The sequence below is a fragment of the Gemmiger sp. An50 genome, from assembly GCF_002161595.1.
Classification (GTDB): Bacteria; Bacillota; Clostridia; order Oscillospirales; family Ruminococcaceae; genus Allofournierella.
Window position 1 is genome coordinate 46,158 of record NZ_NFID01000006.1, and the last position, 23,265, is coordinate 69,422.

28 protein-coding genes, 1 tRNA gene and 3 pseudogenes are annotated in these 23,265 nt (G+C 56.6%); 5 read left to right on the forward strand and 27 right to left on the reverse strand.

What is annotated here, in order from left to right:
• Window positions 1-11: 11 nt before the first annotated feature.
• From B5G03_RS07150 to B5G03_RS07195, 11 genes are all read right to left on the reverse strand, one after another.
• On the reverse strand, window positions 12-1,598 hold the full coding sequence (locus B5G03_RS07150) for a DEAD/DEAH box helicase (protein ID WP_087181052.1): 1,587 nt from the start codon (window positions 1,596-1,598) through the stop codon (window positions 12-14).
• Window position 1,599: 1 nt separating this feature from the next.
• Window positions 1,600-2,067: a DUF669 domain-containing protein gene (locus B5G03_RS07155; RefSeq protein WP_087181053.1), complete on the reverse strand. Its 468-nt coding sequence runs from the start codon at window positions 2,065-2,067 to the stop codon at window positions 1,600-1,602.
• Between the two features lie 165 nt (window positions 2,068-2,232).
• Window positions 2,233-3,420, reverse strand: coding sequence for an ATP-binding protein (locus B5G03_RS07160; protein WP_087181054.1), 1,188 nt, complete (start codon window positions 3,418-3,420; stop codon window positions 2,233-2,235).
• On the reverse strand, window positions 3,420-4,874 hold the full coding sequence (locus tag B5G03_RS07165) for an AAA family ATPase (protein ID WP_087181055.1): 1,455 nt from the start codon (window positions 4,872-4,874) through the stop codon (window positions 3,420-3,422). Before B5G03_RS07165 ends, B5G03_RS07160 begins: the two co-directional genes overlap by 1 nt.
• Complete coding sequence (locus B5G03_RS07170) at window positions 4,852-5,223, reverse strand: sporulation initiation factor Spo0A C-terminal domain-containing protein (RefSeq protein WP_087181056.1); 372 nt, start codon at window positions 5,221-5,223, stop codon at window positions 4,852-4,854. The genes B5G03_RS07165 and B5G03_RS07170 overlap by 23 nt, the downstream gene beginning before the upstream one ends.
• Complete coding sequence (locus B5G03_RS07175; protein WP_087181057.1) at window positions 5,220-5,549, reverse strand: DUF3846 domain-containing protein; 330 nt, start codon at window positions 5,547-5,549, stop codon at window positions 5,220-5,222. The genes B5G03_RS07170 and B5G03_RS07175 overlap by 4 nt, the downstream gene beginning before the upstream one ends.
• A 79-nt stretch (window positions 5,550-5,628) precedes the next feature.
• Entirely contained in the window at window positions 5,629-5,925 is a 297-nt protein-coding gene (locus B5G03_RS07180) for a hypothetical protein (protein ID WP_087181058.1), read from the reverse strand.
• 11 nt (window positions 5,926-5,936) lie between these two features.
• A complete protein-coding gene (locus B5G03_RS07185) occupies window positions 5,937-6,164 on the reverse strand; it encodes a hypothetical protein (RefSeq protein ID WP_087181059.1) in 228 nt (75 codons plus the stop codon).
• 16 nt (window positions 6,165-6,180) lie between these two features.
• Entirely contained in the window at window positions 6,181-6,909 is a 729-nt protein-coding gene (locus B5G03_RS07190; RefSeq protein WP_087181060.1) for a phage antirepressor KilAC domain-containing protein, read from the reverse strand.
• Window positions 6,910-7,271: 362 nt separating this feature from the next.
• Window positions 7,272-7,430 carry a hypothetical protein gene (locus tag B5G03_RS17390; protein ID WP_162613364.1) on the reverse strand — a complete coding sequence of 53 codons (159 nt, stop codon included), beginning with the start codon at window positions 7,428-7,430 and terminating at the stop codon, window positions 7,272-7,274.
• Window positions 7,431-7,474: 44 nt separating this feature from the next.
• Complete coding sequence (locus B5G03_RS07195; protein ID WP_087181061.1) at window positions 7,475-7,678, reverse strand: XRE family transcriptional regulator; 204 nt, start codon at window positions 7,676-7,678, stop codon at window positions 7,475-7,477.
• A gap of 188 nt (window positions 7,679-7,866) precedes the next feature.
• Here B5G03_RS07195 and B5G03_RS07200 point away from each other — a divergent pair, with 188 nt between their 5' ends.
• From B5G03_RS07200 to B5G03_RS07215, 4 genes are all read left to right on the forward strand, one after another.
• Window positions 7,867-8,298, forward strand: coding sequence for a helix-turn-helix domain-containing protein (locus B5G03_RS07200; RefSeq protein WP_162613365.1), 432 nt, complete (start codon window positions 7,867-7,869; stop codon window positions 8,296-8,298).
• Window positions 8,299-9,438 carry an ImmA/IrrE family metallo-endopeptidase gene (locus B5G03_RS07205; RefSeq protein ID WP_087181063.1) on the forward strand — a complete coding sequence of 380 codons (1,140 nt, stop codon included), beginning with the start codon at window positions 8,299-8,301 and terminating at the stop codon, window positions 9,436-9,438.
• A gap of 294 nt (window positions 9,439-9,732) precedes the next feature.
• Entirely contained in the window at window positions 9,733-10,386 is a 654-nt protein-coding gene (locus B5G03_RS07210) for a hypothetical protein (protein WP_087181064.1), read from the forward strand.
• Window positions 10,387-10,662: 276 nt separating this feature from the next.
• Entirely contained in the window at window positions 10,663-11,586 is a 924-nt protein-coding gene (locus B5G03_RS07215; protein WP_087181065.1) for a tyrosine-type recombinase/integrase, read from the forward strand.
• Window positions 11,587-11,720: 134 nt separating this feature from the next.
• On the opposite strand, the gene B5G03_RS07220 is transcribed toward B5G03_RS07215, so the two are convergent.
• The 16 genes and pseudogenes from B5G03_RS07220 to B5G03_RS07280 form a co-directional block, all read right to left on the reverse strand.
• Window positions 11,721-11,796 (reverse strand) — tRNA-Thr (locus tag B5G03_RS07220).
• A gap of 254 nt (window positions 11,797-12,050) precedes the next feature.
• Window positions 12,051-12,905, reverse strand: a pseudogene (locus tag B5G03_RS18160) (IS30 family transposase); the annotation flags it as partial.
• A 9-nt stretch (window positions 12,906-12,914) separates the two neighbouring features.
• A pseudogene (locus B5G03_RS18165) lies at window positions 12,915-13,619 on the reverse strand (reverse transcriptase domain-containing protein); the annotation flags it as partial.
• Between the two features lie 318 nt (window positions 13,620-13,937).
• The gene (locus tag B5G03_RS07230) at window positions 13,938-14,324 is read right to left on the reverse strand and encodes a four helix bundle protein (protein ID WP_140401651.1); all 387 of its coding nucleotides are present in this window, start codon (window positions 14,322-14,324) and stop codon (window positions 13,938-13,940) included.
• A gap of 189 nt (window positions 14,325-14,513) precedes the next feature.
• On the reverse strand, window positions 14,514-15,599 hold the full coding sequence (locus B5G03_RS07235; RefSeq protein WP_087181066.1) for an SUMF1/EgtB/PvdO family nonheme iron enzyme: 1,086 nt from the start codon (window positions 15,597-15,599) through the stop codon (window positions 14,514-14,516).
• Between the two features lie 15 nt (window positions 15,600-15,614).
• Window positions 15,615-15,983 (reverse strand): hypothetical protein, encoded by a 369-nt coding sequence (locus B5G03_RS07240; RefSeq protein WP_087181067.1) that lies wholly within the window; start codon window positions 15,981-15,983, stop codon window positions 15,615-15,617.
• Between the two features lie 16 nt (window positions 15,984-15,999).
• Window positions 16,000-16,455, reverse strand: a complete 456-nt coding sequence (locus tag B5G03_RS07245; RefSeq protein WP_087181068.1) for a hypothetical protein — start codon at window positions 16,453-16,455, stop codon at window positions 16,000-16,002.
• Window positions 16,456-16,473: 18 nt separating this feature from the next.
• The gene (locus tag B5G03_RS07250) at window positions 16,474-17,385 is read right to left on the reverse strand and encodes a phage tail sheath protein (RefSeq protein WP_087181152.1); all 912 of its coding nucleotides are present in this window, start codon (window positions 17,383-17,385) and stop codon (window positions 16,474-16,476) included.
• A 21-nt stretch (window positions 17,386-17,406) separates the two neighbouring features.
• Window positions 17,407-18,000, reverse strand: a pseudogene (locus B5G03_RS17625) (DNA cytosine methyltransferase); the annotation flags it as partial.
• On the reverse strand, window positions 17,979-18,236 hold the full coding sequence (locus tag B5G03_RS07255; RefSeq protein ID WP_087181069.1) for a hypothetical protein: 258 nt from the start codon (window positions 18,234-18,236) through the stop codon (window positions 17,979-17,981). The pseudogene B5G03_RS17625 and the gene B5G03_RS07255, both read right to left, overlap by 22 nt.
• Window positions 18,233-18,883 carry a hypothetical protein gene (locus B5G03_RS07260; protein WP_087181070.1) on the reverse strand — a complete coding sequence of 217 codons (651 nt, stop codon included), beginning with the start codon at window positions 18,881-18,883 and terminating at the stop codon, window positions 18,233-18,235. The genes B5G03_RS07255 and B5G03_RS07260 overlap by 4 nt, the downstream gene beginning before the upstream one ends.
• 14 nt (window positions 18,884-18,897) lie before the next feature.
• On the reverse strand, window positions 18,898-19,044 hold the full coding sequence (locus tag B5G03_RS17395) for a hypothetical protein (protein WP_162613366.1): 147 nt from the start codon (window positions 19,042-19,044) through the stop codon (window positions 18,898-18,900).
• A gap of 59 nt (window positions 19,045-19,103) precedes the next feature.
• Window positions 19,104-20,234, reverse strand: a complete 1,131-nt coding sequence (locus B5G03_RS07265) for an SUMF1/EgtB/PvdO family nonheme iron enzyme (protein WP_087181071.1) — start codon at window positions 20,232-20,234, stop codon at window positions 19,104-19,106.
• Between the two features lie 5 nt (window positions 20,235-20,239).
• Window positions 20,240-21,298 (reverse strand): dUTP diphosphatase, encoded by a 1,059-nt coding sequence (locus B5G03_RS07270; protein ID WP_087181153.1) that lies wholly within the window; start codon window positions 21,296-21,298, stop codon window positions 20,240-20,242.
• A gap of 157 nt (window positions 21,299-21,455) precedes the next feature.
• Entirely contained in the window at window positions 21,456-21,800 is a 345-nt protein-coding gene (locus B5G03_RS07275) for a hypothetical protein (RefSeq protein ID WP_087181072.1), read from the reverse strand.
• Window positions 21,801-21,825: 25 nt separating this feature from the next.
• A complete protein-coding gene (locus B5G03_RS07280; RefSeq protein ID WP_087181073.1) occupies window positions 21,826-22,071 on the reverse strand; it encodes a helix-turn-helix domain-containing protein in 246 nt (81 codons plus the stop codon).
• 206 nt (window positions 22,072-22,277) lie between these two features.
• Between B5G03_RS07280 and B5G03_RS07285 the strand changes: the two genes are divergently transcribed.
• Window positions 22,278-23,219, forward strand: a complete 942-nt coding sequence (locus tag B5G03_RS07285; RefSeq protein WP_087181074.1) for a DUF1848 domain-containing protein — start codon at window positions 22,278-22,280, stop codon at window positions 23,217-23,219.
• The last annotated feature ends 46 nt before the right edge of the window (window positions 23,220-23,265 follow it).

The following is a 23,265-nucleotide window of genomic DNA, read 5'->3' on the forward strand; positions in this document are numbered from 1 at the left end:
TGTTTCTCTCCTTATTCCGGCTGATAGGTGGCCGGGTCGATGTTGGGCGGAAGCCGCCAGCCGCTGGCGGCGATGCGGTCGATGAGCTTTTTGGCCTGCTCAAACTGCCAGGTGCCCACATGGGCAAAGCCCCGGCCTTCCAGAAAACGGATCTGCTTCGGGGTGGTGAGACCCAGCTCCCGGCGCTTTTCCAGCCGGTCCAGCAGAAGGCTTGCCTTGCCGGCGTTTTCCACTGCGTCCGGCAGGATACCCAGCTTTTCCAGCGTTTTCACCTGCCCGGCGCTGGGCGGGGCCATCTCCCAGCCGAAGCTGGGCACATAGCCGGTCAGGTCCTCGGCCTGGATGCTCATTTCGTACTGCAGCGGGTCCACCAGCTTGCGCTTGCGCCGGCGCATCTCCTCCAGCTGCTTGGCCAGCGCCTCTTCCCGCTGGGCCACCACGTCACTGGCGGCCTTTTCCTCCGCCTGCTGGATGTCCACCGGCGCGCCGCCCGCCTCCTCTTCCAGGTTTTCGGTCATCTTCTGAGCCACCTCTCGGCTCTCGCAGATCAGGTCCGCGGGGCGGCAGAGCTCCTGCCGCTCGGTGTGCCAGAGGAAATCCAGCAGCAGAAGATGCTCCTTGCCCGGGGCAAGGCGGGTGCCGCGCCCCACCATCTGGCAGTACAGGCTGCGCACCCGGGTGGGACGCAGCACGATCACGCAGTCCACGGCGGGGCAGTCCCAGCCTTCGGTGAGCAGCATGGAGTTGCACAGCACGTTGTATTTCCCGGCGGAAAAGTCCTCCAGGATCTGGGCCCGGTCGGCGCTTTCCCCGTTCACCTCGGCGGCCGAAAAGCCGTGGGCGGTGAGGATATCGCGGAATTTCTGGCTGGTTTTGACCAGCGGCAAAAAGACCACGGTTTTGCGGTGGGAGCACTGGGTCTCCATCTCGGCGGCGATCTGCTCCAGATAGGGGTCCAGGGCACTGTCCACATCCGCGGCCTTGAAGTCGCCGCCGCTCATGCCCACGCCGGACAGATCCAGCCGCAGGGGCACGGTGAGCGCCTTGATGGGGCAGAGATAGCCCTCCCGGATGGCCTGGGGCAGGGTGTATTCATAGGCCAGCGAATCGAAGATCTGGCCCAGGTTGCGCATATCGCCCCGGTCCGGTGTGGCGGTGACCCCCAGCACCCGGGCAGCGCTGAAATAGTCCAGGATGGCGGTATAGCTGCCGGACACCGCGTGGTGGGCCTCGTCGATGATGATGGTATCGAAATGATCGGGCGCAAAGCGGGACAGGCGCTTTTGCCGCATGAGGGTCTGGACGCTGCCCACGGTGACCCGGAACCAGCTGCCCAGACTGGACTGCTCCGCCTTTTCCACCGAGCAGCCCAGGCCGGTGGCCGACTTGATCTTATCGGCGGCCTGGTCCAGCAGCTCCCCCCGGTGGGCCAGGATCAGCACCCGCTCCCCCAGCTTGACCCGGTCCTCTGTGATCTTGGCGAACACGATGGTCTTGCCGCAGCCGGTGGGCAGGACCAGCAGCGTGCGCTGCCGGCCCTCGGCCCACTCTCTCTGCACGGCCTGCCTCGCTTCGCTCTGGTATGGCCGCAGTTCCATCTCAGAACGCTCCCGCGGTCCAACCCTGGCCTGCGGTGGCGGCGCTCACCGGCTGCTCCGGCTCCAGGAACTTTTTGATGTCGTTGGACTGGCCCTCGGTGCCGTCGTCCTTCTTATAGGTGCGCACCGCGATGTGGCAGCGGCCGGTCTTGCCCAGGATGCCGGGCCAGTTCATGCGCAGCTGCTCGCCGTGCTTGCGCATGCCCAGCGCCGTGAAAAAGGCACACAGCAGGCCCTCGCACTTGGAGTGGAGAAAGAGGTTGTGGTCCATGTTGACCACGCCGCTGGGGCCCTGCACCGCCAGTGTGACCACCGCCTTATTGCAGGGCGGCAGCTTGGCCGAGCCGGGGTGGCGGCCCCGGGTAAAATTGACCACCGTGAAGGAATAGTCCCCCTCGGGCAGCAGCTCCCACGCGCCGCCGTCGTTCTCGATAACATCTTCCCAGCCGAATTCACGTTCATTTGCCATTGTGGTTTCCTCCTTGATTGCTTGTTTTATCGCTTGTTTTATCGCTTATCGCTTGTTTGATCGCTTGTTGCAACGGGTGCCGCGATGCTTTTGGTTGTTATAACAGTTGTTATAACGGTTGACTTTTGGATTGACTTGAGGATTGACTTTAAGCAAGCGCCTTGCTTAAAACGGCACATCCCGGTTCTTCACCACCGCGTCGAACACGCTGGACCAGGCGCCCACCAGCACCCCCTGGATAAAACCCGGATCATACACATGGATGGGGGTATCCGCCGGATAATAGCCCTTGGCACCCACCACTGCCTGGATCTCGTCCGGGTCCACCTGGTTCTGGGCCATCAGCTGGGCCAGCGCCTTGGGGATGCCCTCCCCTTCCAGCTGGGCCTGCCGCTGCTGCTGCCAGTCTGCGTCCTTGCGCAGGCCGTCGGCCTGGCTCTGGGGCGGGGTATGCCGGGGCAAGTCGTCCTCCACCATGACCGGCGGCTGGGCGGCGGGCGGAGTCAATTCCAGCTGGCTGGGGGCGGAGTCCGGCTGCGGGGCGGGCTGTGTATTCGCTGCCCCGGCCGGCTGCACTGCCGGAGTGACCCCTGCGGCGGCTGCGGTGGCAAAGGGCACCGCCCCATCGAAGATATGGGCGATGGCGGAATAGTCAAAGGGCAGCTCATCGGCCAGGCCGTGCCGGTTCTTGGCATCCCAGCAGGGGTGGTGGGTGGTATACATCACCCGGGCGCCGCCCTGGGCTTTGCGCTTCTGGCCCTTGTCGTCCACCGCCACCGAGTAGGTCTTATAATTGGCGAAGAGGACCAGATCCGCCCATTCCTTGACCAGGGCGGAGAGGCTTTTTTCCTCCTTGCCTGCCAGCTTCAGCTCCCAGCGGTCGTAGGCGCCCATCTCGTCCGGCTGCTCGAACTTGCGGATCTTGGCGTGGGCGGTGAGCACCACATGAACGCCCCGGTCCGCCACCTCCTGCAGCAGATTCAACAGGCGGCCGAACTCCTCGGCCACATACACATAGCCCTTGCCGTAGCCGAAGTCCTCGATGCCCTTTTTATCCGCCTTTTCGCAGATATGCCGGGTGCAGAGCTGGGCCGCCCAGTCGGCGGTGTCCAGCACCAGAGTGCGGCAGAGTGAGGGGGTATCCCGCACATACCGGACCTCGTCCATGAGCATGGACCAGCTGGCCGGGGCCGGGAGACGATCCACGTTCATGCCGGCGGTGCTGCCCTCGGTATCGATGAAGAGCGCGCCGGGGAACCGGGCTGCCATGGTGCTTTTGCCGATGCCCTCAGGGCCGTAGATGACCGCCTTCTGGGCCTTTTTCTGCACACCGCTCGTGATGGGAAATGCCATTAAAATTCACCTGCTTTCCATTGTTTGGGGGATTCCTGTGTGGGAGTGCTTGCGGGTTGGGGGTCTGCCTGGGCCGCTGCGCTTCCCGCGCTCGCATACCCGTCCTCGCCGGGCAGGATTCGGCCCGGCGTCTGCTGCGCAGACCGGACAGACGGTTTTGCCTGCCGCTGGCAGCCAAAATGCTCGCTTCCCTCAGCGTCTTGCGCCGCTGTGGGGCCCGCGCTCGCATACCCGTCCTCAATGATGATCTGGCATTCGCTGCCGGTGGAGACCCGGGTGGCGATGGCCTGCAGGCCCTCCTGCTCCAGCCAGGCGCCGAAGCTGCGCATGGTGTCCAGATCCATCTGCTCCAGCTTGTCCAACAGCACGAAGCCGCACTCCGGATTCAGCCGCCGCACGATCGCCGTGGCCACCATCAGCTGCTCGGAGCCGGACATATTGTCCCACTGCTGGCCCTTGTAGGTCAGCTCGCCGTCCTGCACCGAAAGGCCCGGCAGCGGCAGGTCCGCCCCTTCCAGCAGGGCCAGCTTCTCGGCCCGGGTCTCGTCGATCTGGGCGGTGAGCGCCGCATACTGGCGGGCATATTCCGCGGATTCCTCCTCCGCCCGCTCCCGGTCCAGATTCGCCCGCACCTTCATGTTCACCAGCTCGATGCTGCGGATGTTCTCCTCCAGCTCGGCGGTGGATTCGTCCTGCAGATCCTGCGCGGACTGCTGCGCGATCTGCAGGTCATCCTGGAGTTTTGCGAGCCGGTGCTCCTCGGCTTCCAGCGTGCGCATCAGGTCTCTCACCCGCTCGGCCTGCGCTTCGGCCTGGCGTTCCAGCTCCGCAGCCTTCTGGCGCTTGCGCTGGTTTTCCCCGTTCCGGGCAAGGATCTCCTGCTGCTGGGCGATCAGCTCGGAGGCGCTGACCGGCTCGGCGGGCACCCCCTCATAGTTGGGCAGCTCCTGGGCGTATTTCTTCTTCTGGTCGGCGATCTGCCCGATGGCATGGCGCCGGTTGTACATCTCAGTCTCCTTGCGCTCCAGCGCCATGAGCTGGTCGCCCACCCCGATGATCTGCAGCAGAGTACGGGCCTTCTCCTTGCCGCTAGCTTCCATGAACTTGGGCAGGTCCAGGGCAAGCTCCTCCACAAAGGCGTCCAGCAGCTTCTGGCCCGCCTTGTTGCCCATGGGGTCGGTTACCTTCAGGCTGGAATTCTTGCCGCTGCGCTCCACCACGATGCCGTTGGAGAGGGTGACCTTCAGCCGGGGCGGGATGGCGCTGCCCTCTCGCTGGGCCGCGCTGGGGCGGTATCGCTCGCCGCCCAGTGCCCAGGCGATGGCATCCAGCACACTGGTCTTGCCCTGGTTGTTCCGCCCGCCCACCACGGTGAGGCCGGTGGCGGTGGGCTCGATCTTCACGGCGCGGATGCGCTTGACGTTCTCTGCCTCAAGACTGTTGATCCGGATCATGCTGATTCTCTCCTTTCATCTGCAGGCGGCGCGCCACCATGGTGAGAAATTCCGAATTGGTGGGCTTATCCTTCCGGGAATCCACCGTATAGCCGAAGTAGCGGTTCAGATATTCCACATTGCCCCGGGTGAAGGCACTCGCGATCGCGTGCCGGATGGCCCGCTCCACCCGGGCGGCGGTGGCGCCGTGAACCTCTGCCACCATGGGGTACAGCTCCCTGGTGATGGCATACCGGCGGCCCGGATGCTGCAGCAGCTGGTCCAGTGCCGTCTCGATGTAATCCCGGCCCCGCACGTTCGTGGGGATGCCGATCCGGTTCAGCTCCTCAAAAATCCTTTCTTGCGTCATGCGCTCATCTCCTCCTTCAGGGGCTGGTACAGCCCTTCGATGCGGGACAGATCGCTTTCCTGCACACCTGCGCCCAGCTGGTTATAATCCCGGCGGAGCACACAGATCGTTCCGTACAGAACGCACCCCAGATAGGGGATGCGGCAGTTCACCGGCAGGCCCTGCTCCGCTCCGTTTGCCCGGCAGACCGCCATGAAACGGCCGCAGGAGTCCATGTTCCAGACCTCGATGCCGCCGCCCAGCGCCTCGCTCAGCGCCCGGACACTGATCTCCTCCACGCTGGCCAGCTGCGGGGTGCAGCCGGGTTCGATCTTGATCACATTCATCTTGTATTCCTCCCTGTATGTTCACGGTTGTTCGCCGCGTCACGGTAGGCCGCGCGGATCTCGCCCTTCTGCTCGTTTGTCAATCCCATTCCCTGTCCCTCCACCGATGAATCAGTTCACGGCTCACCAGTGCCGCCAGCGCTGCAAACAGCGCAAAGACCGTCAGCGCGGGGGCTTTGTGGTAGAGCCATTCCATGCCGCCGCATCCAAGCCACACCGCCGCGAAAAAGGCGGCCACCTGGATGCAGCCCATCAGGGTCTTTAAACCCTGGCGGAAAAATGTTACAATGGGGGTGCTTCTCATAGGGGCACCCCACAATGGGGTTCCGGCGTCCGGCTGCTGCAACAGCCGGGCGCTTTCTTTTTTGCATTCCATTTGTTTCTCCTTCAGATTCGGATTGCGTCCGCGTCCAGCATCCCATCCAGCCAGCGGTAAAACGCCGGCCGGAAGATCAGAAACTTGGAGCGCTCCGACGCGTCCAGCTGCGTCCCGATCGCGAAGGGCATCTTCCCTTCCTGGATCATCTGCCCGAGAACTCGTTCGCTGATCGGGATCTGGTTGGCACGAAATGCTTCGCAGCAGTCGTGCAGCGTCATGGTCGGCCAGTCTGTCATTGGGATCACCGCCCTTTTATTTCACAAGCAGCCGGAAGGTTTCCCGCCCCTTGGGGGTGATGAGTGTCTGAGTGCCTGCCCACTGGGTCTTTTCGTTAAAACACTCCTTCATCTCGAAAAGGCCGGTGTTTTTTTCCGCATAAGGCATCAGTTTTCCGCGCTTATCCCGGTAGATGTACTTCTTTTCCAGAAGAAATGCGATAAACGATTTCTCACCAATGCCGAGCTGTTTTGCGGTCTCCCGGAAGTTGGTCAGCAGATTTCGGTCTACAATTTCATCGAAATAATCGGCCTTGGGGGCCATGATCTGATTCTGAACGGTCAAACTGGAAATCTGCGCCTCTCGATCAGCCAGGGTTTTTTGGGCCACCATCAGCGCCTTCGCCATCAGCTCATCCGGGGAAAGCTCTTTCTGGCCTGCGATGTAGCCGCCAGTGCGACGGATGCTGGGGATGATCTCATCGGCCACCAGTGCCTGGAACTTCTCAGCGGTCTCGTTCTTGGCCTTCATGGCCAGACGATAGAAGATGTTCTCGGGGATGTAGTCAGGAATGGTACCGTCGACACTTGTGTCGACGCCGAGCGTCGAGAGGTACTTTTTTACTCGGCTCCATTTAATGCACTCGTTACCGCTTGCGGCAGTTTCCGTAAACCCTAGCCCGCGGGCCACATCCTCCAGCCGCAGGTATGCAGTGCCGTTCTCTTCGTAGCAGCTTACGCCGCTGATAATCTGTAAATTGTTCATGTATTTTCCTTTCTTTGGCCATTCTGTCGATTCCAACAAACTGGTTCTTTCTTGCTCACCCCTTTCGTGCTACAATGAGCGGGAAGGGAGGTGAAATGAAGATGAATATAAACTATAACCACCAAATTGCAGATGTGAAAACCCAAAATATTGTTTTATCAGGAAGTTCCGGAAATCTCCTTATCACTGGAATATTAAATGGCTCAATAGTTGTAAAAGCGCCGGCCATTTTGCATGTACAAGGGATAATGAATGGAGATCTCGTAGTTGACGAAGGCGCGTTTGCCGAAATCCGTGGCGTTTTAAATGCCAAGTCAATTCTCTCTGCTGGGGTTCTCAATATTTACGGAATCGTAACATGTTCAAGTGGCATTCCCAGCAATGCCGTTCTCCACAGCGGTTGTATTGTGAACGGCGTCCAGTACTAACTGATTCACAGCCTTTCCTTGCCGCCCCTGCAGTTCCAGTGCGAGGGCGGCAATTTCTTTTGCCTCGCCTTCAATGTTGATGTTGAGTTTCATATTTGTTCCTTCCTGCCCTGTGCGGGCTTTTTTGCTGTTCAAGATCAATTTTCCATTTTCAAAATGGTCCGAATGCTTTGTACGATTCTGGGGGCCGATCGTGTACCAGTCAGGATCTTATACAAATATCCGTTGTCGAAATACAAACCAGTATCCCGGCGCACCTCTTCGATCAGCCACTCCTGAGATTGGTCAAGATCCACAAGGCGCTTCTTAATTTCTTTGCCAAAGTCGCAAAGTTTCGCCATTTCACCTTTTCACCTCCAATATCTATTGACAGGTACGCATTCAAGTACTAATATATAGTTGAAGCAATAAAAAGCACTTGACAACGTACAGCTCATGACTGCATTTTAGTTCTTTTTGACGTACAAGTCAATAGAAAATGCACTTTTTAGCGTACTTTGTTTGAATGCACAAAAAGGAGTACGTCAAAATGAACATTTTGTACGAACGAATTGAATCGCTTTGTCAGGAAAGAAACATAACGGTCGGCAAATTATGCGGAGAAATCGGAATCAGACGAAGCTTAATGAGTGACTTAAAAATGGGCCGGAAGCAAACACTTTCGACCGAGACACTTTCAAAGCTATCTGGTTATTTTGGAGTGTCAATCGATTATCTTCTGGGCAACGTGAACGATCCTTACTTTCATTTGGACAATCAGCGGATCGCCGATGAGATCAACAGTTTGGATGGATACAAAAAAAAGCCCGCTGCCCCACAGGGCAGCGAGCTGAGTGGTGTATATCTCAGTTTTGCAAAAACAGCTCAGGATGAGGGACTCGATCCCGCTGATATAGAATATGCGCTTAACCTGGTCAGGCGTATCCGTGAACAGGAAAAAAAGCGGAATCGAGGCGAGTAAATGACAAAGGCTGAATTGTATCATCAAATCAGTTTATTGCGCAACCGCTTGCATATCCGACATTATCCGATAGAATCTATCCGCCTTTGCCGTACCAACGGAATTTGGGTTGGTCCCATGCCCATGAAAACTCCTGGTTTACGTGGCATGGCCTTTATGGGACACAATTCCTCTGAACAGGACATTATCCTCTTGAAAGAGTCAAGCAGTGCCAAAGAAAATAATTTCAACTGCGCCCATGAACTGATTCATCTTACCCTGCATCGCAACAATCCGAAAAAAACCTTTCAATGCTACGAAAGTGTCCGGAATACTCAAAACAGTTTTGAAGAATGGCAGGCCAATGAAGGTGCTGCGGAACTGCTCGTTCCATACAGGTTTTTCATTCCGCGCTATGTGGAATTATGCCGCAAACACCGGTTCGATCGCGAATCCAAAGTAGTAGACGAACTGGCCGATGAATTTGGTGTACTGCCTGGCGTGATCGCATTCCGTATCGACAATTTGAACTATGAAATCGCCTGCTATCTGGCAGGTACTCCTTGCGAACAGCTTCCCCTGCTTTCTGCAACTGAACAGAAGAAACGGCAAATCAAGGTACTGCACAAAAAACATTACTGCGTTCATTGTACTGCCGTTATTTCTCCTTCGCAGGCGTTTTGCCATGTATGTGGCAAAACGATGCGTCACCCCTCGACCGCTTTTAATTCCCCAAAATATGGAGCTGGTTACATGAAATATTCAAAAATCGAAATGGACGAAAACGGACGTGTTATTGTATGCCCTCGCTGTGGTAACGAGGAACCGTTCCCTGCCGGCGGGCATTGCGTCATCTGCAATGCTCCGACCGAAAACACCTGTTTGGGTGAATATGATGACACGTATTCCCCCCAGAGATCCGGTCCCTGTTCTGAAAGCAAAAAAGTCCATCTGCCTGGGAATGCAAGACACTGCCCATTTTGCGGCGCTCCCACCTCTTTTCAGGAAGCGCAACTTCTACGACCTTGGCAAGAAGAACTCCAGGAAGAAATGCGGAGGACAAATTCCCGTCAGCTTATTCAGATTGCAGACAATCAAGAGGAAGACTTCCCTTTCTGCTACCCGAGCGATGACGACGATTTTCCGTTATCAGTTTCATAATCGTCTGTTGCTCACTCTATCCCCCCTTGTCAATGGCGGGGTGTAGGAAAGGGGGGGCGAACCTCAGCGCCCCCTTTTCTGCCCCCATTGACTTGACCGGAGGAAAATTCACCTGTTACCCCCATAGGGGGTAAGTAATTTCCTTCCCGAGAGAAAAAGTCGATAATTTATCGAGAATTTCCCACAGGGAAAAAGTCGATTGGTTTATCGATATTTTCCGGCGCATGGAAATGATCATTTCGGCTAAGTCCGCTTGCGGATTTGCAATACAGTTTACTTTAGGAGGAAAAACATATGAAAAAAACACCTGCATCAGTGATTTCGGTACTGCTTTGTGCCTCTTTGGTGGCCTGCGGAACTCCGGCCCCGGCTTCTTCTACGCCATCCAGCAGCTCTGTTGCGGCCAGCGCTGCCTCTGCGTCCAGCGCTGCCTCTGATTCGGATAGTGCTCTTTCAGATCTGGATTCTTTGGGCGATATCGAAGTGGACAAAAATCTGTTTGACGTGGAGATCACTGTCCCCGCTGATTTTGTTGGGGAAACGACACAGGAAGAATTGGACGCTAAAGCGAAGGAGTCCGATATCCATTCCATCACCTTGAATGAAGACGGAAGTGCCACCTATGTGATGAGTAAAGCCCAACACAAAAAGGTGCTGGAAGAGCTTTCTGCATCCATCAATGAGACTCTCGCTGAGATGTCCACGTCCGGCGACTTCCCCACCATCACCAACGTTTCCGCCAACGATGATTTTACTAATTTTACTGTCACGGTATCCGCTGATGAGCTTGGACTGGCTGAGTCTATGTCTGTAATTGGGCTGTACATGTATGGCGGCCTTTATGGAATCTTCTCCGGACAGACCCCCGACAACATCCACGTGGACTTCGTAAACGCTGATAGCGGCGAGGTCATTTCTTCTGCCGATTCTTCCGAGGCGGGGAAATAAAAAGCAAAAGCGGCCCCCATCGCCAGACAGGGGCCGCTTGATTTTTAAGCAAACAGATTCCGCCCAAAGGAGGGACTTACTTTGAGATGCATAAGATGTCACCGGGAAATTCCAGATGAATCCGGCTTTTGTCTCTTCTGCGGGAAGCGTCAGACAGCGACGACCGCTCCGCCCCAGCGGCGCAGCAGACGCCGGACCAAGGGCAGCGGGTCCGTATATAAGCTATCCGGCGCAAGAAGCCGGCCATGGGCCGCTGTGAACGGAGCCGGAAAGCTTTTGGGTACCTACGCCAGCAGCAGTGAAGCAGTGGAGGCGCTGGATCGCTTCAATGCGGATCGGGTGCCGCTGGAACGGAAGAACTACACGCTCCGGGATATATACGAGCAATGGAGTCCCAACGCCTTTGCCAAAATCGGAGATAAGAGCAGGCAGAGCTACGAGGACGCCTTCGCCAAGGCAGAGGATCTGCATTCCCGGCGAATCCGCGATCTGAAAACTGAGGACTACCAGCAGGTGATCGACAGTCTGGTCCAGCGCGGCCTGAGCCGTTCTCTGTGCGAAAAGCAGCGGCTGCTTTTCTCGAAACTGTGCCAATACGCCATGAAGCAGGACATCATCGATAAGAACTATGCGCAGTTTCTGGAGCTGCCCAGCAAGGGCGAGGCCAAGACCCGTGTGCTCTCCGACGAGGAGATCGGGCGCATTCGCGGCATGCTGGGTGATCCCAAGCTGGGACCCACTGCGGAAATTGCTCTGGTTTTGTGTTACTCCGGCATGCGTATCAATGAGCTGCTGCAGATGGAACGGGAGAATGTGCATCTGGCCGACCGCTACATGGTGGGCGGCGAGAAAACCGACGCCGGCCGAAACCGTACCATCCCGATCCACCGGGAGATCGTTCCGATCATTGCCAAATGGGTGGACGGAAACTCGGCTCGCTGGCTGCTGCATACTTCTGCCGGCACCGCCAAGGATGCCGACAACGTGCGAAAGACCTTCCGCAGCCTGATGAAGGCCTGTTGCATTGAGGGAGCAACGCCGCACACATGTCGCCATACTGCCGCCACGAAGATGGTGGCTGCGGGCGTGCGGCCGGAAATTATCAAACAAATTTTGGGGCATTCCGATTTTTCCATGACCGTGAACCGGTACACCCACACCCAGCCGGCCGATCTGGTCAAAGGAATTGATCTGATCTAACCCGCGGATTTGTTAGCTTATTTGTTAGTTTATCATGGTTTTCCCGTTTATTTCTGGAAATATATAGCAAATAGGATATGATACAGAAAAACCCCGCAGATAGTGCTGTGAAGCCATCTGCGGGGTTTTTATTTTGGAGCTGGAGATCGGACTTGAACCGACGACCTGCTGATTACGAATCAGCTGCTCTACCGACTGAGCCACTCCAGCAAATCACTCAATCATTCTGACTGAGCAACAATAATTATGATACCGAAAAATCGGTGTTTCGTCAAGAGGAAATCGTGCAAATCCTTATGATCGAAAATTCAATAGGCAGATGCAACAGATTTTTGTGTGCAATTTTGTCCATTTTTACATCACGACAACCAGGCCACCAATTCTCCCGATTGCTGGCCCCATTGATTCTCTGTTCAGTTTCATCAGTTTCCCGGTGCTTCCCCCCTCTCCCTCTTCTATTTCTTTTACGCTACGATCCCCAGCTCCCGCAGGCACTCTCTGAAAACCGCCTCGCTGCTTTTGTACCCCAGTATCTTTCTCGGATAGTTGTTGATCCAGTTCTCCGTCTCCTTAATCTGCGCCGCGCTCACCTTCGAGAAATCGGTTCCCTTTGGGTGCTTTCTCCGGATCATGATATTGTTGTTCTCGTTGCTTCCGCGCTCCCATGAAGAATACGGGTGACAGAAGTATACCGCCGTCCTAGGAATGGTTTTGTTGATGGCGCTTCGCTCCATCGCCTCCGCCGCCGCAAACTCGCTTCCGTTATCCACTGTGATGCTCTTGAATATTTTCCTGAACTTCGCCGCCCCCATCTTCCGCTCCAGCGCATCCAGCGCACGGACGATGGTTTCAGCCTTTCGGTTCGGCACTCCAATGATGATTTCCTTCCTGGTCTTTCTCTCCGTCAGCACCAGCAGGGCCTTTGCGGTGGTGTTCTTTTTACTGTACACCGTGTCCATCTCCCAGTGGCCGAACTCCTTCCGGTTCTTGACCTCCGGTGCCCTGTTCTCAATGCTCTCCCCGGCGCTGGCCCTGGCCTGGCTTTTGTTGGTCTTGACCTTTTTGTAGCTGTTCTTTCGCTTTCCCCGGCGTGGCAAATCCACCTGTGTGATATGGAGAAACAGACCCATTTTTATATATTTGTATATGGTCTGCACCGATACGGTGGTTTTGAACGTTTTCCCTTCCATCATCGCATATCCCAGTACCGCAGCAGGGGAGCAGTCCCGCTCTATGATCGTCTGCTCGATGTACTCCGCCAGCTCATGGTCTTTCCCGATTTTCAGATCTGGCCCCTTCTCCCGCAGCTGGGCTTGATACTTGTGCTTGCAGTATTGGTCAAGCTCATTCAGGTAGATGTTCGCAAAAAGCTGTGATGTCAGATTGCCTATCGGCATACCCGTTTCATACTCCCACTCTTCCGGCGGCGTATCGTCCGGGCTTCTCCATCTTGGCAGCCCAAAAGGCTCCGCCTTGCTGTTCACCACCCCGCGCACAAACTCCATCATTTCCTGATCCGCGATCCTTCGGGACAGGATTTCAAGCAGCTTGTCGTGGTTGACCCGGTAGAAGTATTTTGAAATATCCAGTTTCAGGCAATACCACCCAGGCCCCGGCTTCCTGCTCACCTGCTGCATCCAGTATTGCAGGCGCTTCGCCGCTTTGTGGCTCCCTTTTCCTTTCCTGCAAGCATAGCTGTCCTCGATAAACAGCTTGTCGTATATCGGATTCAGGTACAGATATAGGCACCACTGCACAATTCTGTCCGGGTAATCCAATGCCATAACCAGCCGTTTCTTTGGCACAAATACCCACATCTTCCTGTACGGCCCCAGCTCATAGCTGCCGTCCTTCATGCGCTCTTGCACGTCCAGCAGATTTTTCTCCAGTTTCGACGTGAACCCCATGACTTCCAGCCTGTACCTTTTCCCTTTGCAAGCGTGTCTATGCGCTTCCAGCATCCACTCGAAACTGCACACCGTGGGCCACGCATTTTGAATGACTGCCAGTCCGGTTCCTTCGCTCATTTTCATGTTCACCAAACAGGCCGCGTGTGGCGTTTCCGTCTCCGCGGCAATTCAGATTTTATCCCTGTTGTTGGGATTGGAGATAGGCCCCTTTTAGTCTGCGCGCCGATGATGCCCCGTGAGGCACCACCCACTTGTCCGGCGCAGAACCGCCGCCCCATGATGGCGTGTTCAGACGAAAAGCGGAGCGCCCGCCAACGTTCGTGTTGACGTTGGAACGGGGGTTGTTGAGGTTCGAGTTGAACACCCCAGCGTTGGCCCCATTGTTCCAGTTGCCGCCGCGAATCAGGCACCGCAATACGGCCCATCCCCCAAGAGTAACGGCTATCCTTTCAGGCTCGCAATATACTTGCCCAACAGTCTGCCGATCTCTTCGTTGTATCGCGCCCACACTTCATACTGGTGCGTGGACAGCGGCGGGGCGAATTTTGCTCCGCAGCACTTTTTGTCTGCCGCCAGTCTTACCAGGTTTCGCAGCCAGTCCAGTTCCACGTCAAGCTCCTGCGCAGTGGTCTTGCGGTAGTATTTCTTTTCCAGCTCTACCGCCAGATGGTACATCCGCAGCATACATTCTCGCAGGTCGTCGGCAAGGTCTCGGTCTTTCCGGCTGAACTGCTTTGTCAGTGGTCTGCCGTACTGGATCATTTCTCCGATCTTTTCTTTCAGACGGAACGGCTCATAATTTCTTTGAGGCGGCATATCACTCTGCATCGCTTCACCCCCGTTTTATTTTCCCTCTTTCCCACCCGGCGCACTCTACTTTTGCGCCCACCACAAATCGCCCAAAAAATTCGCCCGCGCACGGCGCGGGAACATCTTTTGTCCTCGTCCGTGCGTGGGCTTGTCCCCTTATCGCCTCGCTATCGCTCGGCGTTCAGTGAATCAGGGCGCAGTGTGCAGTTATTCGATCAAAGCGGAGCGCCCGCCAACGCGCGCGGCGACGTAGGAACGGGGGGGGTTGAGGTTCGAGAGGAACACCCCAGCGTCGGCCCCACTGCCCCAGTAGCCGCCGCGAATCAGGCACCGCTCCTCCTGCGCATTGTTCGCGTAGAAGTAGTCTCCGCCATAATTCGCGTCGATCTTGTCGCCCACCAGCTCGGCATCGGGCAGCATGGCGAGCGCCTGGAGGAGCAGCTTTGCATCTGCGCCAATGCCCGCGTCGCAGGTGATGTCTTTGAACTGGCAGCTTCTGCCGGAATCTTCGGAACTGGTGATGGTGGTCACATACTTCCACTTGCTGCTCACATAGTCCAGCTTCACGGTGTTCGCGGTGGTGCCGCTGCCGTTTGGGGTAACCAAGTCGCCGGTGGTCGCGTCGATTGCTTTCCACGCTTTACTGGATGCAGACAGATCCGCCGTGGGGGATGCGGCGTTGTTATCCTGGAGAATTTGCAACTCACCATGCACCAGGCGCAGGCCGGTACACCACTCCCACACGTTTCCGTTCATGTCCCAGATTCCGGCCAGGGTGCCGTCGTGGCTCCAGGTTACAGGGCCGGTGCCGGTCGCCACTCGGGCAGTGCGCCCGTCGCTTTCGTGGGTCGTCGGAATCGCCTTGTACAGGGTCTCGGTGGTGTCCTTGCCGTAGTTGTTGTTGCCCTTGGGTTCGGTGCCGTTCTTGTGGCACCACAGGGCCACGGCGGCCCACTCCGCCGCAGTCACCTCGTGGTACTTCTGGCCCTTGGCGCGGTTATACGCCACAAAGGTGTCATGACCGGCGCTGGCGCTGGGATCTTCACCGGGCAGGCTGTACGCTCTGCCGTTGTAGTGGTGCGTCTGGAACTTGCCGATGTAGAAGCCGTCGATCTCGTCTCCGTTCACGCGGAAAGCGGGATGGATGCTGGTGTCCTCGGTGGACAGCACATCGCACAGCCGGAACTTGGGAATGTAGACCATGATCGTGGGCATTTCTTTGTCGTCGTACTTCATGAAGTTGTTGGGGCACACGCTTTTCAGAGCCATTTCAGCCATATCGAAGTTTGCCATATCTTTTTCCTCCTATCAGCGAATCATGATGCCGTCGATACTGAACAGGCACAGGGTGACTTTTTCCGTGTCCAGGGGCAGGGGGGTGCGCAGGATGCCGGGCATATCGCTCATGCCGTCAGCTTCCTCTGCGTCCTCTTCCAGCGTCTGGGGCACTTCCGTCTCCTCGTACTCCCGCGCAGGGATCTCCACTTGGGCCACATAGTAGCTTCCCTTCCCCATCACCAGGTAACCCTCGCTGTCAACCATGATGTCGCGCGTCACAGGGTCGTCGCTCTGGTATCTGGCCAGATCAACAGTGAGCGCCCCGTCCGCGAACTCCAGCTTCGTGCCGGTCATCTTGTAGTCGATTTTCCGGCCCTCGTTCATTTCAACGATTTTCATTTTGTTCCCTCCTGCATCAAATGTCGGTTACACGCTGATCCGTCATGCCGCCGCTGACGCGCACAGCCACTTTTACCGTAGTCGCGCTTCCATCGTGCATCAGCTTAAAGCCGTTCTTTGCCCGGTCATAGACCCGGATCTCTCCAAGCCGCCCGCCGGTGTACTCCAGCACCGTCACCTCCACGCTGTAATTCGTGTTTTCGCGCAGCTGTGCGAGACCCACGGTGTTTTCCTTGTTGTTGAACGGCCACTTGAGACCGGTCTGTGCCAGCGTCATGGTGTGCAGTTCGTCCGTGAAATTATAGTCCTCCTGTACCTGCTTGAAGTACATGATCGCATGGGCCAGGCTCGCATCGCTCAAACCTTCTTCCAGGTTATTGAAGTGCTGCTGGTCAAGCAGCGTGCCTTGCTGAATAACCGCCCCGTGCTGATCGACGACGTGATCCACCCAATAGGTGCGCTTATACGCCATAGGTTTTCCTCCTCTCTTTTACTCCGCTTCAACCAACGGGAACGTGAATCGCAGAAGTGCTGTGTTCCGGCTGGTGCGTTTCAGGCTCACAGTCTGTTCACCGGCCAGCGCGTCGTTGTTGTCGTATACCCGTACCGCCGTGATGGTATCATCCCCACCGCTACTCGGTACACTCACGAAAACAATCACGTTTTCGCCAATGATCTCCTTGCTGTTGATGCTCTTCGTCTTTGCCTGCAAGGCAGCGGCCACGGTTGCCTCCATGCTGTATCTGGGCGCGATCAGGATGCCCGGGGTCATGCCCAGCATCGGGTACACCTGCCGGATAACCTCCATCCCCGTCTCTTTCCCGGAATCAATATCCACGCCGCCCACGATGTCCTCCGCGGTCACCTTCGAGGGATCGAGCGTCTTTCCGCTTACGGTCAGCTGGGTGGCCCCATTTCCTGCGCCGGTAGAGAGAATCACGATATTCACGGTGCCATCAGTGTTCCACACCGTTGTGTAGTCCGTGCCCGCCTCCAGCGTCTCCGCCTCTTTCTTGACCACCAGCTCGTCCAGCAGCACACCCACTTTATCCAGCGCGGCCACGCCGTCGTTGACCTGGATTGTGGTTTCCTCGATGTCGGTGGTGTGCTTTGCCGGATCAAGCACATTGATAAACACCATGGGTGCCACACCCACCACGCTGAACGCTGCGCTGATGCACTCGCACAGAGTGTACTTCTCAAAGTCTCCCACATAGCCGACGGCCTCTACGGCCTCCTTGTAGTTGTTTACCAGAATCGGCTTGTTCACAGCCGCAGCGGGGTCGGCCAGCATATTGACCGGCGCGGTGCCTACGGCGACAATGAGGCCAGCTGTCCCGTTGACCGGGGCAATCAGACTGGTTTCCACCTCGCTGGTATAAACGCCATGTTTATAAGCCATAGGTCTCCCGTCACATCTGGCAATTAGCACAAATCTCTTTCTCGTGGTAGGCGCGCCCAGGTCTGCGGCCACGATCTCTCTGTGTTCCACAGCATATCCAAGGTCTAGAAGCTGCTGTTTCCACTTCTGGAATGTCTGACCAGCCTTTTTCTTTACCGGCCTTCCTTTACGCACTGGCCCCCAGGTTACAAACTCCTCTACGTTTTCCAAGATAATCACCCGTGGCCTGACCGTTCCCGCCCATCGAAGCACGATCCACGCCAGCCCCCGTATATTCCGATCCACCAGCGCCGCTCCCTTTGCCTTTGAAAAGTGCTTGCAGTCTGGCGAGAACCACGCCAGCCCCACCGGTCTCCCCCGGCACACCTTTCTCGGGTCTACATCCCATACGCTTGCCTGCAAATGTTCTGTAAACGGGTGATTTGTCTTGTGCATCAGGATTGCATCTGGATCGTGGTTTATGGCAATGGCAACGGGCCGTCCCGTTGCAAGCTCCATCCCTGTTGACGCACCGCCGCCGCCTGCAAAATTGTCCACTATGATCTCGTCAAGGAAATTAAGCTGGCTCCCTCCGTTCCTTGTGCTCGCTCTTTTCATTGTCCTTCTTCGCTCCATTCAATGGCCTGCCCACACTGGCCGCAGAACTTGTTCCGGTTCCCGTCCTCGTTGTAGAGGTACTCTCCGCTGCCGCACCCCTGGCAGGCTTCGATTCCATCCAAACAAACCGAGCGCGGCACCATTTTCTCCAGTGCCGCCCGCCCCATCTGGCACGCCTCTTTCACCGGCTCCAGGCTCTTGTATTCCTCCCGGTGCTCCGGGTCAAGAATTTCCCTTGCTCTCTCGATTTTCATTCCTCCGCATCCTCCATTCCAAGCTGTTCCCCATCTTCCTGATTTTCCGCTTCGGTCGCACCTTCTGCCCTCGCCCGCTCGCGGTTGAGCTGTTCCGCGCACATCGCCTCGAACTCCGCCAGCCGTCCCAGGTATTCCTCGCTCACCACCCGCATTGGCATGATCGCTGCCAGCAGGTTCATCCCGTCATGCACCGCGAGATACCGCTGTCCGCTGGTCATGCGCCGCACCGTGAACATGATGTAATCGCTGTTCTCCACCTCGTCCATGATCGGGGAAAGCAGATTTTCACGGTAGAATATCAGCTCTCCATCATCGCACCGGCAGCAGGCCGCCCATACATCATCCATGGCCGCGACCACTCGAATCTTCTCCGCCCGCTTTTCTTCCTTTTCGTAGTCGGAAAGGTTCATTCCCATCACATTTTGTGCGTTCCCATACCATTCTTCTGTCAGGTACACCTTCTCCCACGCCTTTTCCGGCACATCCAGAACCGTGCGCACCTGCTCTGCGCCCTCCATCCTGGGCAGATTTGTTGCCCGGTAGAACCCGTACCCGTTCCCAAGCCAAATGCCACTGTTTTCCACATCCGCCACAATGCAGCGCCCGGCGTTCTTCACCAGCTTTACGAACTTGGATATTTTCATTGATTGCTCCCCCTTTAGGCCAGCAGAAAAAGCCAGCATAGCTTAACCAGAGCAGCAGGCACGATGATCGCCGCCGCAATCCAAAGGCAGGCGATCACCATCACGATAACCCCAATCGCAAATTCTCCCAGCCCTGGTGTAACTTTGTTTCGGTTTCCCATGATATTCTCCCTTTCTCGCCTCGCTCACGCTCGGCGTTCAGTGATTCAGGTTTCAGTGTTCAGTGCTTCACGAAAAAAGCGGAGCGCCCGCCAACGTACGTGCTGACGTTGCAACGGGGGTAGTTGAGGTACGAGTTGAACACCCCAGCGCTGGCCCCATAGCCCCAGTCGCCGCCGCGAATCAGGCAGTATTCTCCATCTGTGCTGTCCATCCAGCAGTAGCTTTCTTTTTCTCCCGGATAAAGCGCCAGTGCTTTGAGCTGTTCGCTTTCGCAACGCACTTTCACATCGCCCCAGCGGCACCCCGTATATCCCTGCTCGTGGCCTCCGGTGGTAATCACCACATTGTCCTCCTCAACCCCTCCATACACGGGCTTCCCGGCATCATTTATCACGGAGCGCCAGTCCTTACCGTTTTCCGAAAGGTCTGTTTCCGGCAGCGCCGCATCATTGTTTTGTGCAGCCTGAATGGCTCCGTTCATAATGCGGCATCCCCGGCAGAACTCCCAGACATTTCCGCACAGGTCATGCACGCCGGTGGGCGAATGGTCGTGTGTCCACGTTGCCGGGCCGCTGCCCGTCAGCGTTTTGCCGTAGCCGCCATCCACAACGGCCCCCTTTTCCTTGGAATCCGCGTGCCATTTCCCGCAATCTGTGTTGCCGTGCGGAAGCGTCCCCAGCTTTGCACTGATATTTGCAAGCAAGCCCCATTCTGCTGCGGTCATGCAGTGCCAGCCATCCCCCTTTGAGAAACAGGCCGCCGCGAAGTCCTCCATCGCAATATTCGTCGCCGGTTCCATAAGTGGGAGGCTGTACGGTTTCCCGTTTATGATCGTGTTCGGGTACACACTGATGTAAATTTCGTCGTACACCTCGCCCCCGATGATAAAAGCCGGGTGGACTGCATCGCTTCCTCCTTCAAAAAGTTCCGCATTGGTCATTCGCTTAAACCGGTGCATAATCGAGGGTATACCGGCATCGTCATAGATTGCTACAACATCCCAGTCCATGCCCGCCGGGGCGCTCTGGATCACCGGTGCAGTCTGGCACAGGTCGCCGCCGGTTTCGTTTATGATCTCGCTATCCTCTCGGATATAGTTGAAAAACGTCTCTGTCTGTTCTTTACAGAATTTTGGTTCTCCTTCTGCACTCATTCTCAGGCCGAAATAGCTCATTTCAGTTCTGGACATCGTTATTACCTCCTCACTCCGATAGTGACGTATGCCGTTCCATTCTTGTTCAGCTCCATTTCTACCGGAGCCTTGCACTCCAGACAGGTGTGGGTGATTTTTTCCGCCGTCGCGTTGGTCTTATAGCGGAAGCTCTTTCCGCACTTGCAGTGCATATACATGGGCCGCAGATTTTCCAGGGCTGTTTCGTGCCCGCACTTGTCGCACCGGAAACTGTAAGTCTCCCGCTTTGAGCAGAACGCTCGCACCTCTCCGCACTCCTCGCAAACCACCATCAGGAACCCTTTGTACGGCCCCTGTCCCTCGTCCGGGTTCGGCGTGCTTGTGGTGTTCCACGTCTCCCTGGCTCCGAACATCCGTTCCACGCGGCTTTTCTTGTTGGTCTCCCCGCCGTCTCTTGTGGGAATGTTCGCCGGATTACGGGTCTCCATTTCGTAATCGTTCAGCCGCGCCAACACCAGTTCAATTCCTCGTCTGGAGTGCACCTGGCCGTTCGGACTTCTGAACGTATACCGCTCGCCCGGCTTCTTTTCATCCTCCAGCTCGCACAGCTTGTTCACTGCTTCTGCGTAGCTATGCCCGCCGCAGATTTCAATTTCACCGCTGGCAGCCCGGTATGTGATCGCATTCCTGTTTGCTCCCGCTCTCTCCCCGGTGCTACCGTACCCGCCCCGGTCTTTGTTTCCCAGTCGCTCTACCTGCTCAAACTCGATGGCCGGGGCCTTTTCCATGAGCCGGAACTGACAAACGCGCGTCCCCTTCGGAATGGTTGTCCCCTCCCGGCGCAGGCACACGGCAGGGAACCCCCAAATATCGCCGTCTCCACAGTAGTCGTTCTCGATCACGCCCATGCTGTTGGCAAGCAGTACGCCCCATTTTCCAAACGTGGAGGAACGAGGCACAATGTGTGCGTAGTAACCCGCCGGGATCTCAATAGAAACACCCAGGGAAATGATCTTGTAGTCCAGAAATTCCAGGTGGGTTTCCTCTGCTGTGCAAAGGTCAATCCATTCTCCGTGAACCTCCGGCAAGGGGTTTCCATGGGTGTTGATTCTCATGTTCATATTCACTTTTCCTCCGATCATCTGCTTGTGTTTTTGAGTAATTCTCTCGACCCGGCCACCGGGCCATCCACCGGTTCCGTTTTCCAGATTCTCGCGTTCCAACTCACCGCACACGCACTCCCCTGTGCCCATCCGCGAACGTTTTCCCGCTTGTCCGTCATTCGATTTCTCCCCGCTCGCGCATACGGCGCATCCACTCCGCTTTATCTTCCTGCCCATAAAAGGCATGACCCATCCATCCGCCGAGCACCATAAGCCCCAGCCCTGTGGCCCCCAGCGCAACGAGCGTTCCTACTTCGTATGCCCCACCAGCACAAACAAGCATCATGAACCCTGCCAGTCCAATGAGTGCGCCCGCCACCTCCCGGACGTGCGTTCTTCTGCGCCGGATCTTCTCGCGTCGCTCCCTTCTCCGCAGCTCTCTTTTATATTCCGCTTCGGAGTACAGGCTGATTTTTGTGCATCCCTCGCCTCTTGCGATTTCGCAGTATACGGATTTCATGGATCATCCCTCTTTCGTTATGCCTTTACTTGGCGCGTCCCGCCGTCCGTCTCCGGCGGTAGTTTTCAATGATCGTCCGCTGGGCCAGTTCTGCGCTGTACCCAATACGACCATTCCCATCCATCTCCCCCGTGTCCCCCCGCTTCAACTCGTTGTACACGGTAGACCGGTGGACTTTCAGCTTTGCTGCGATCTGTTCAACCCCGCTCCCTTTCCCATAAAGCTCTTCCAGTTCCATGCGGTCTTGCAGATTCAAATGCCTCTTGGTCAAACCGCCTTTCCTCCTCTCTTGATTGATTTTGGGTAAAAAAATAAATGCGGGAAAACTCGCATCGAGTTCTCTCGCATTTATTCTAAATATTCAGCGCAAATCCTTATGATATGATAAAATAGATATGTTCCCTCTCACTGTTCAATCTATGCGCCGGGATTTTTGATCCCAACTCGCATTTTGCTCCCGGCCAAAAGGAGGTCCATATGCTGCTGAGCGTCAGCCGCCGCACCGATATTCCCGCCTGGTATGCGGACTGGTTTTTTCGCCGCCTTGCGGAGGGATTTGCGCTTGTTCCTTCCCCTCGCGCGCCGCACCGGCTGCATCATATCCCCCTGAATCCGGATGTTGTGGACGGTATCGTTTTCTGGACCAAAAATCCTCTGCCTATGTTGCCTCGGCTGGACGAACTGGAGAACCACCTCACGGTATTTCAGTTCACCCTCACCGGTTACGGCCCGGAAGTGGAACCCACTCTACCAGACAAGGACACGGTGCTTATCCCGGCCTTTCAGCAGCTTTCCCGAAAGCTGGGTCCCCGCCGGGTGATCTGGCGATACGACCCTATCTTTTGCACCAGGGAATACACCGAAGAGTGGCACCTGGCGCGATTCGAACAAATTGCCCACCACCTGCAAGGATACACGGAAACCTGTGTGATCAGCTTTCTGGACGAATACCAGGGCACCCGGGCACGGATGCGTCCGCTGATTCCTGCCGCCTTTGACCCACAGGCTGCCGCCCGCCTTGCCCGGAGCCTTGCTGCCATCGCCGCTGGCTGCGGCATGCGCGTGCAAAGCTGTGCCGAGGCGCTGGATCTCGAGGCAGCGGGCATTGTCCACGGAAGCTGCGTAGACGGGGCGCTGTTCGAATCGCTACTGGGGCAGCCGCTGTACTGGTCACCTGCCAAGGGACAGCGGCCGGAATGCGGCTGCGCGGCCAGTGTGGACATTGGCACTTATAACACCTGCCCGGGCGGCTGCCGCTACTGCTACGCCAATTTCTCGCCCGGCCAGATCACGGCCAACCGTGCCGCACACGACCCCCGTTCTCCCCTTCTGGTCGGATGGCCCGGCCCGCAGGATCAAATCATTCATTCTTCCTTTTCCTCGCTGCGGGACGGTCAACTCCGCATGGAGGGCTTTTGACACAAAAAGCGGTCTGTTCAATTCACGAGCAGGCCGCTTTCCACTT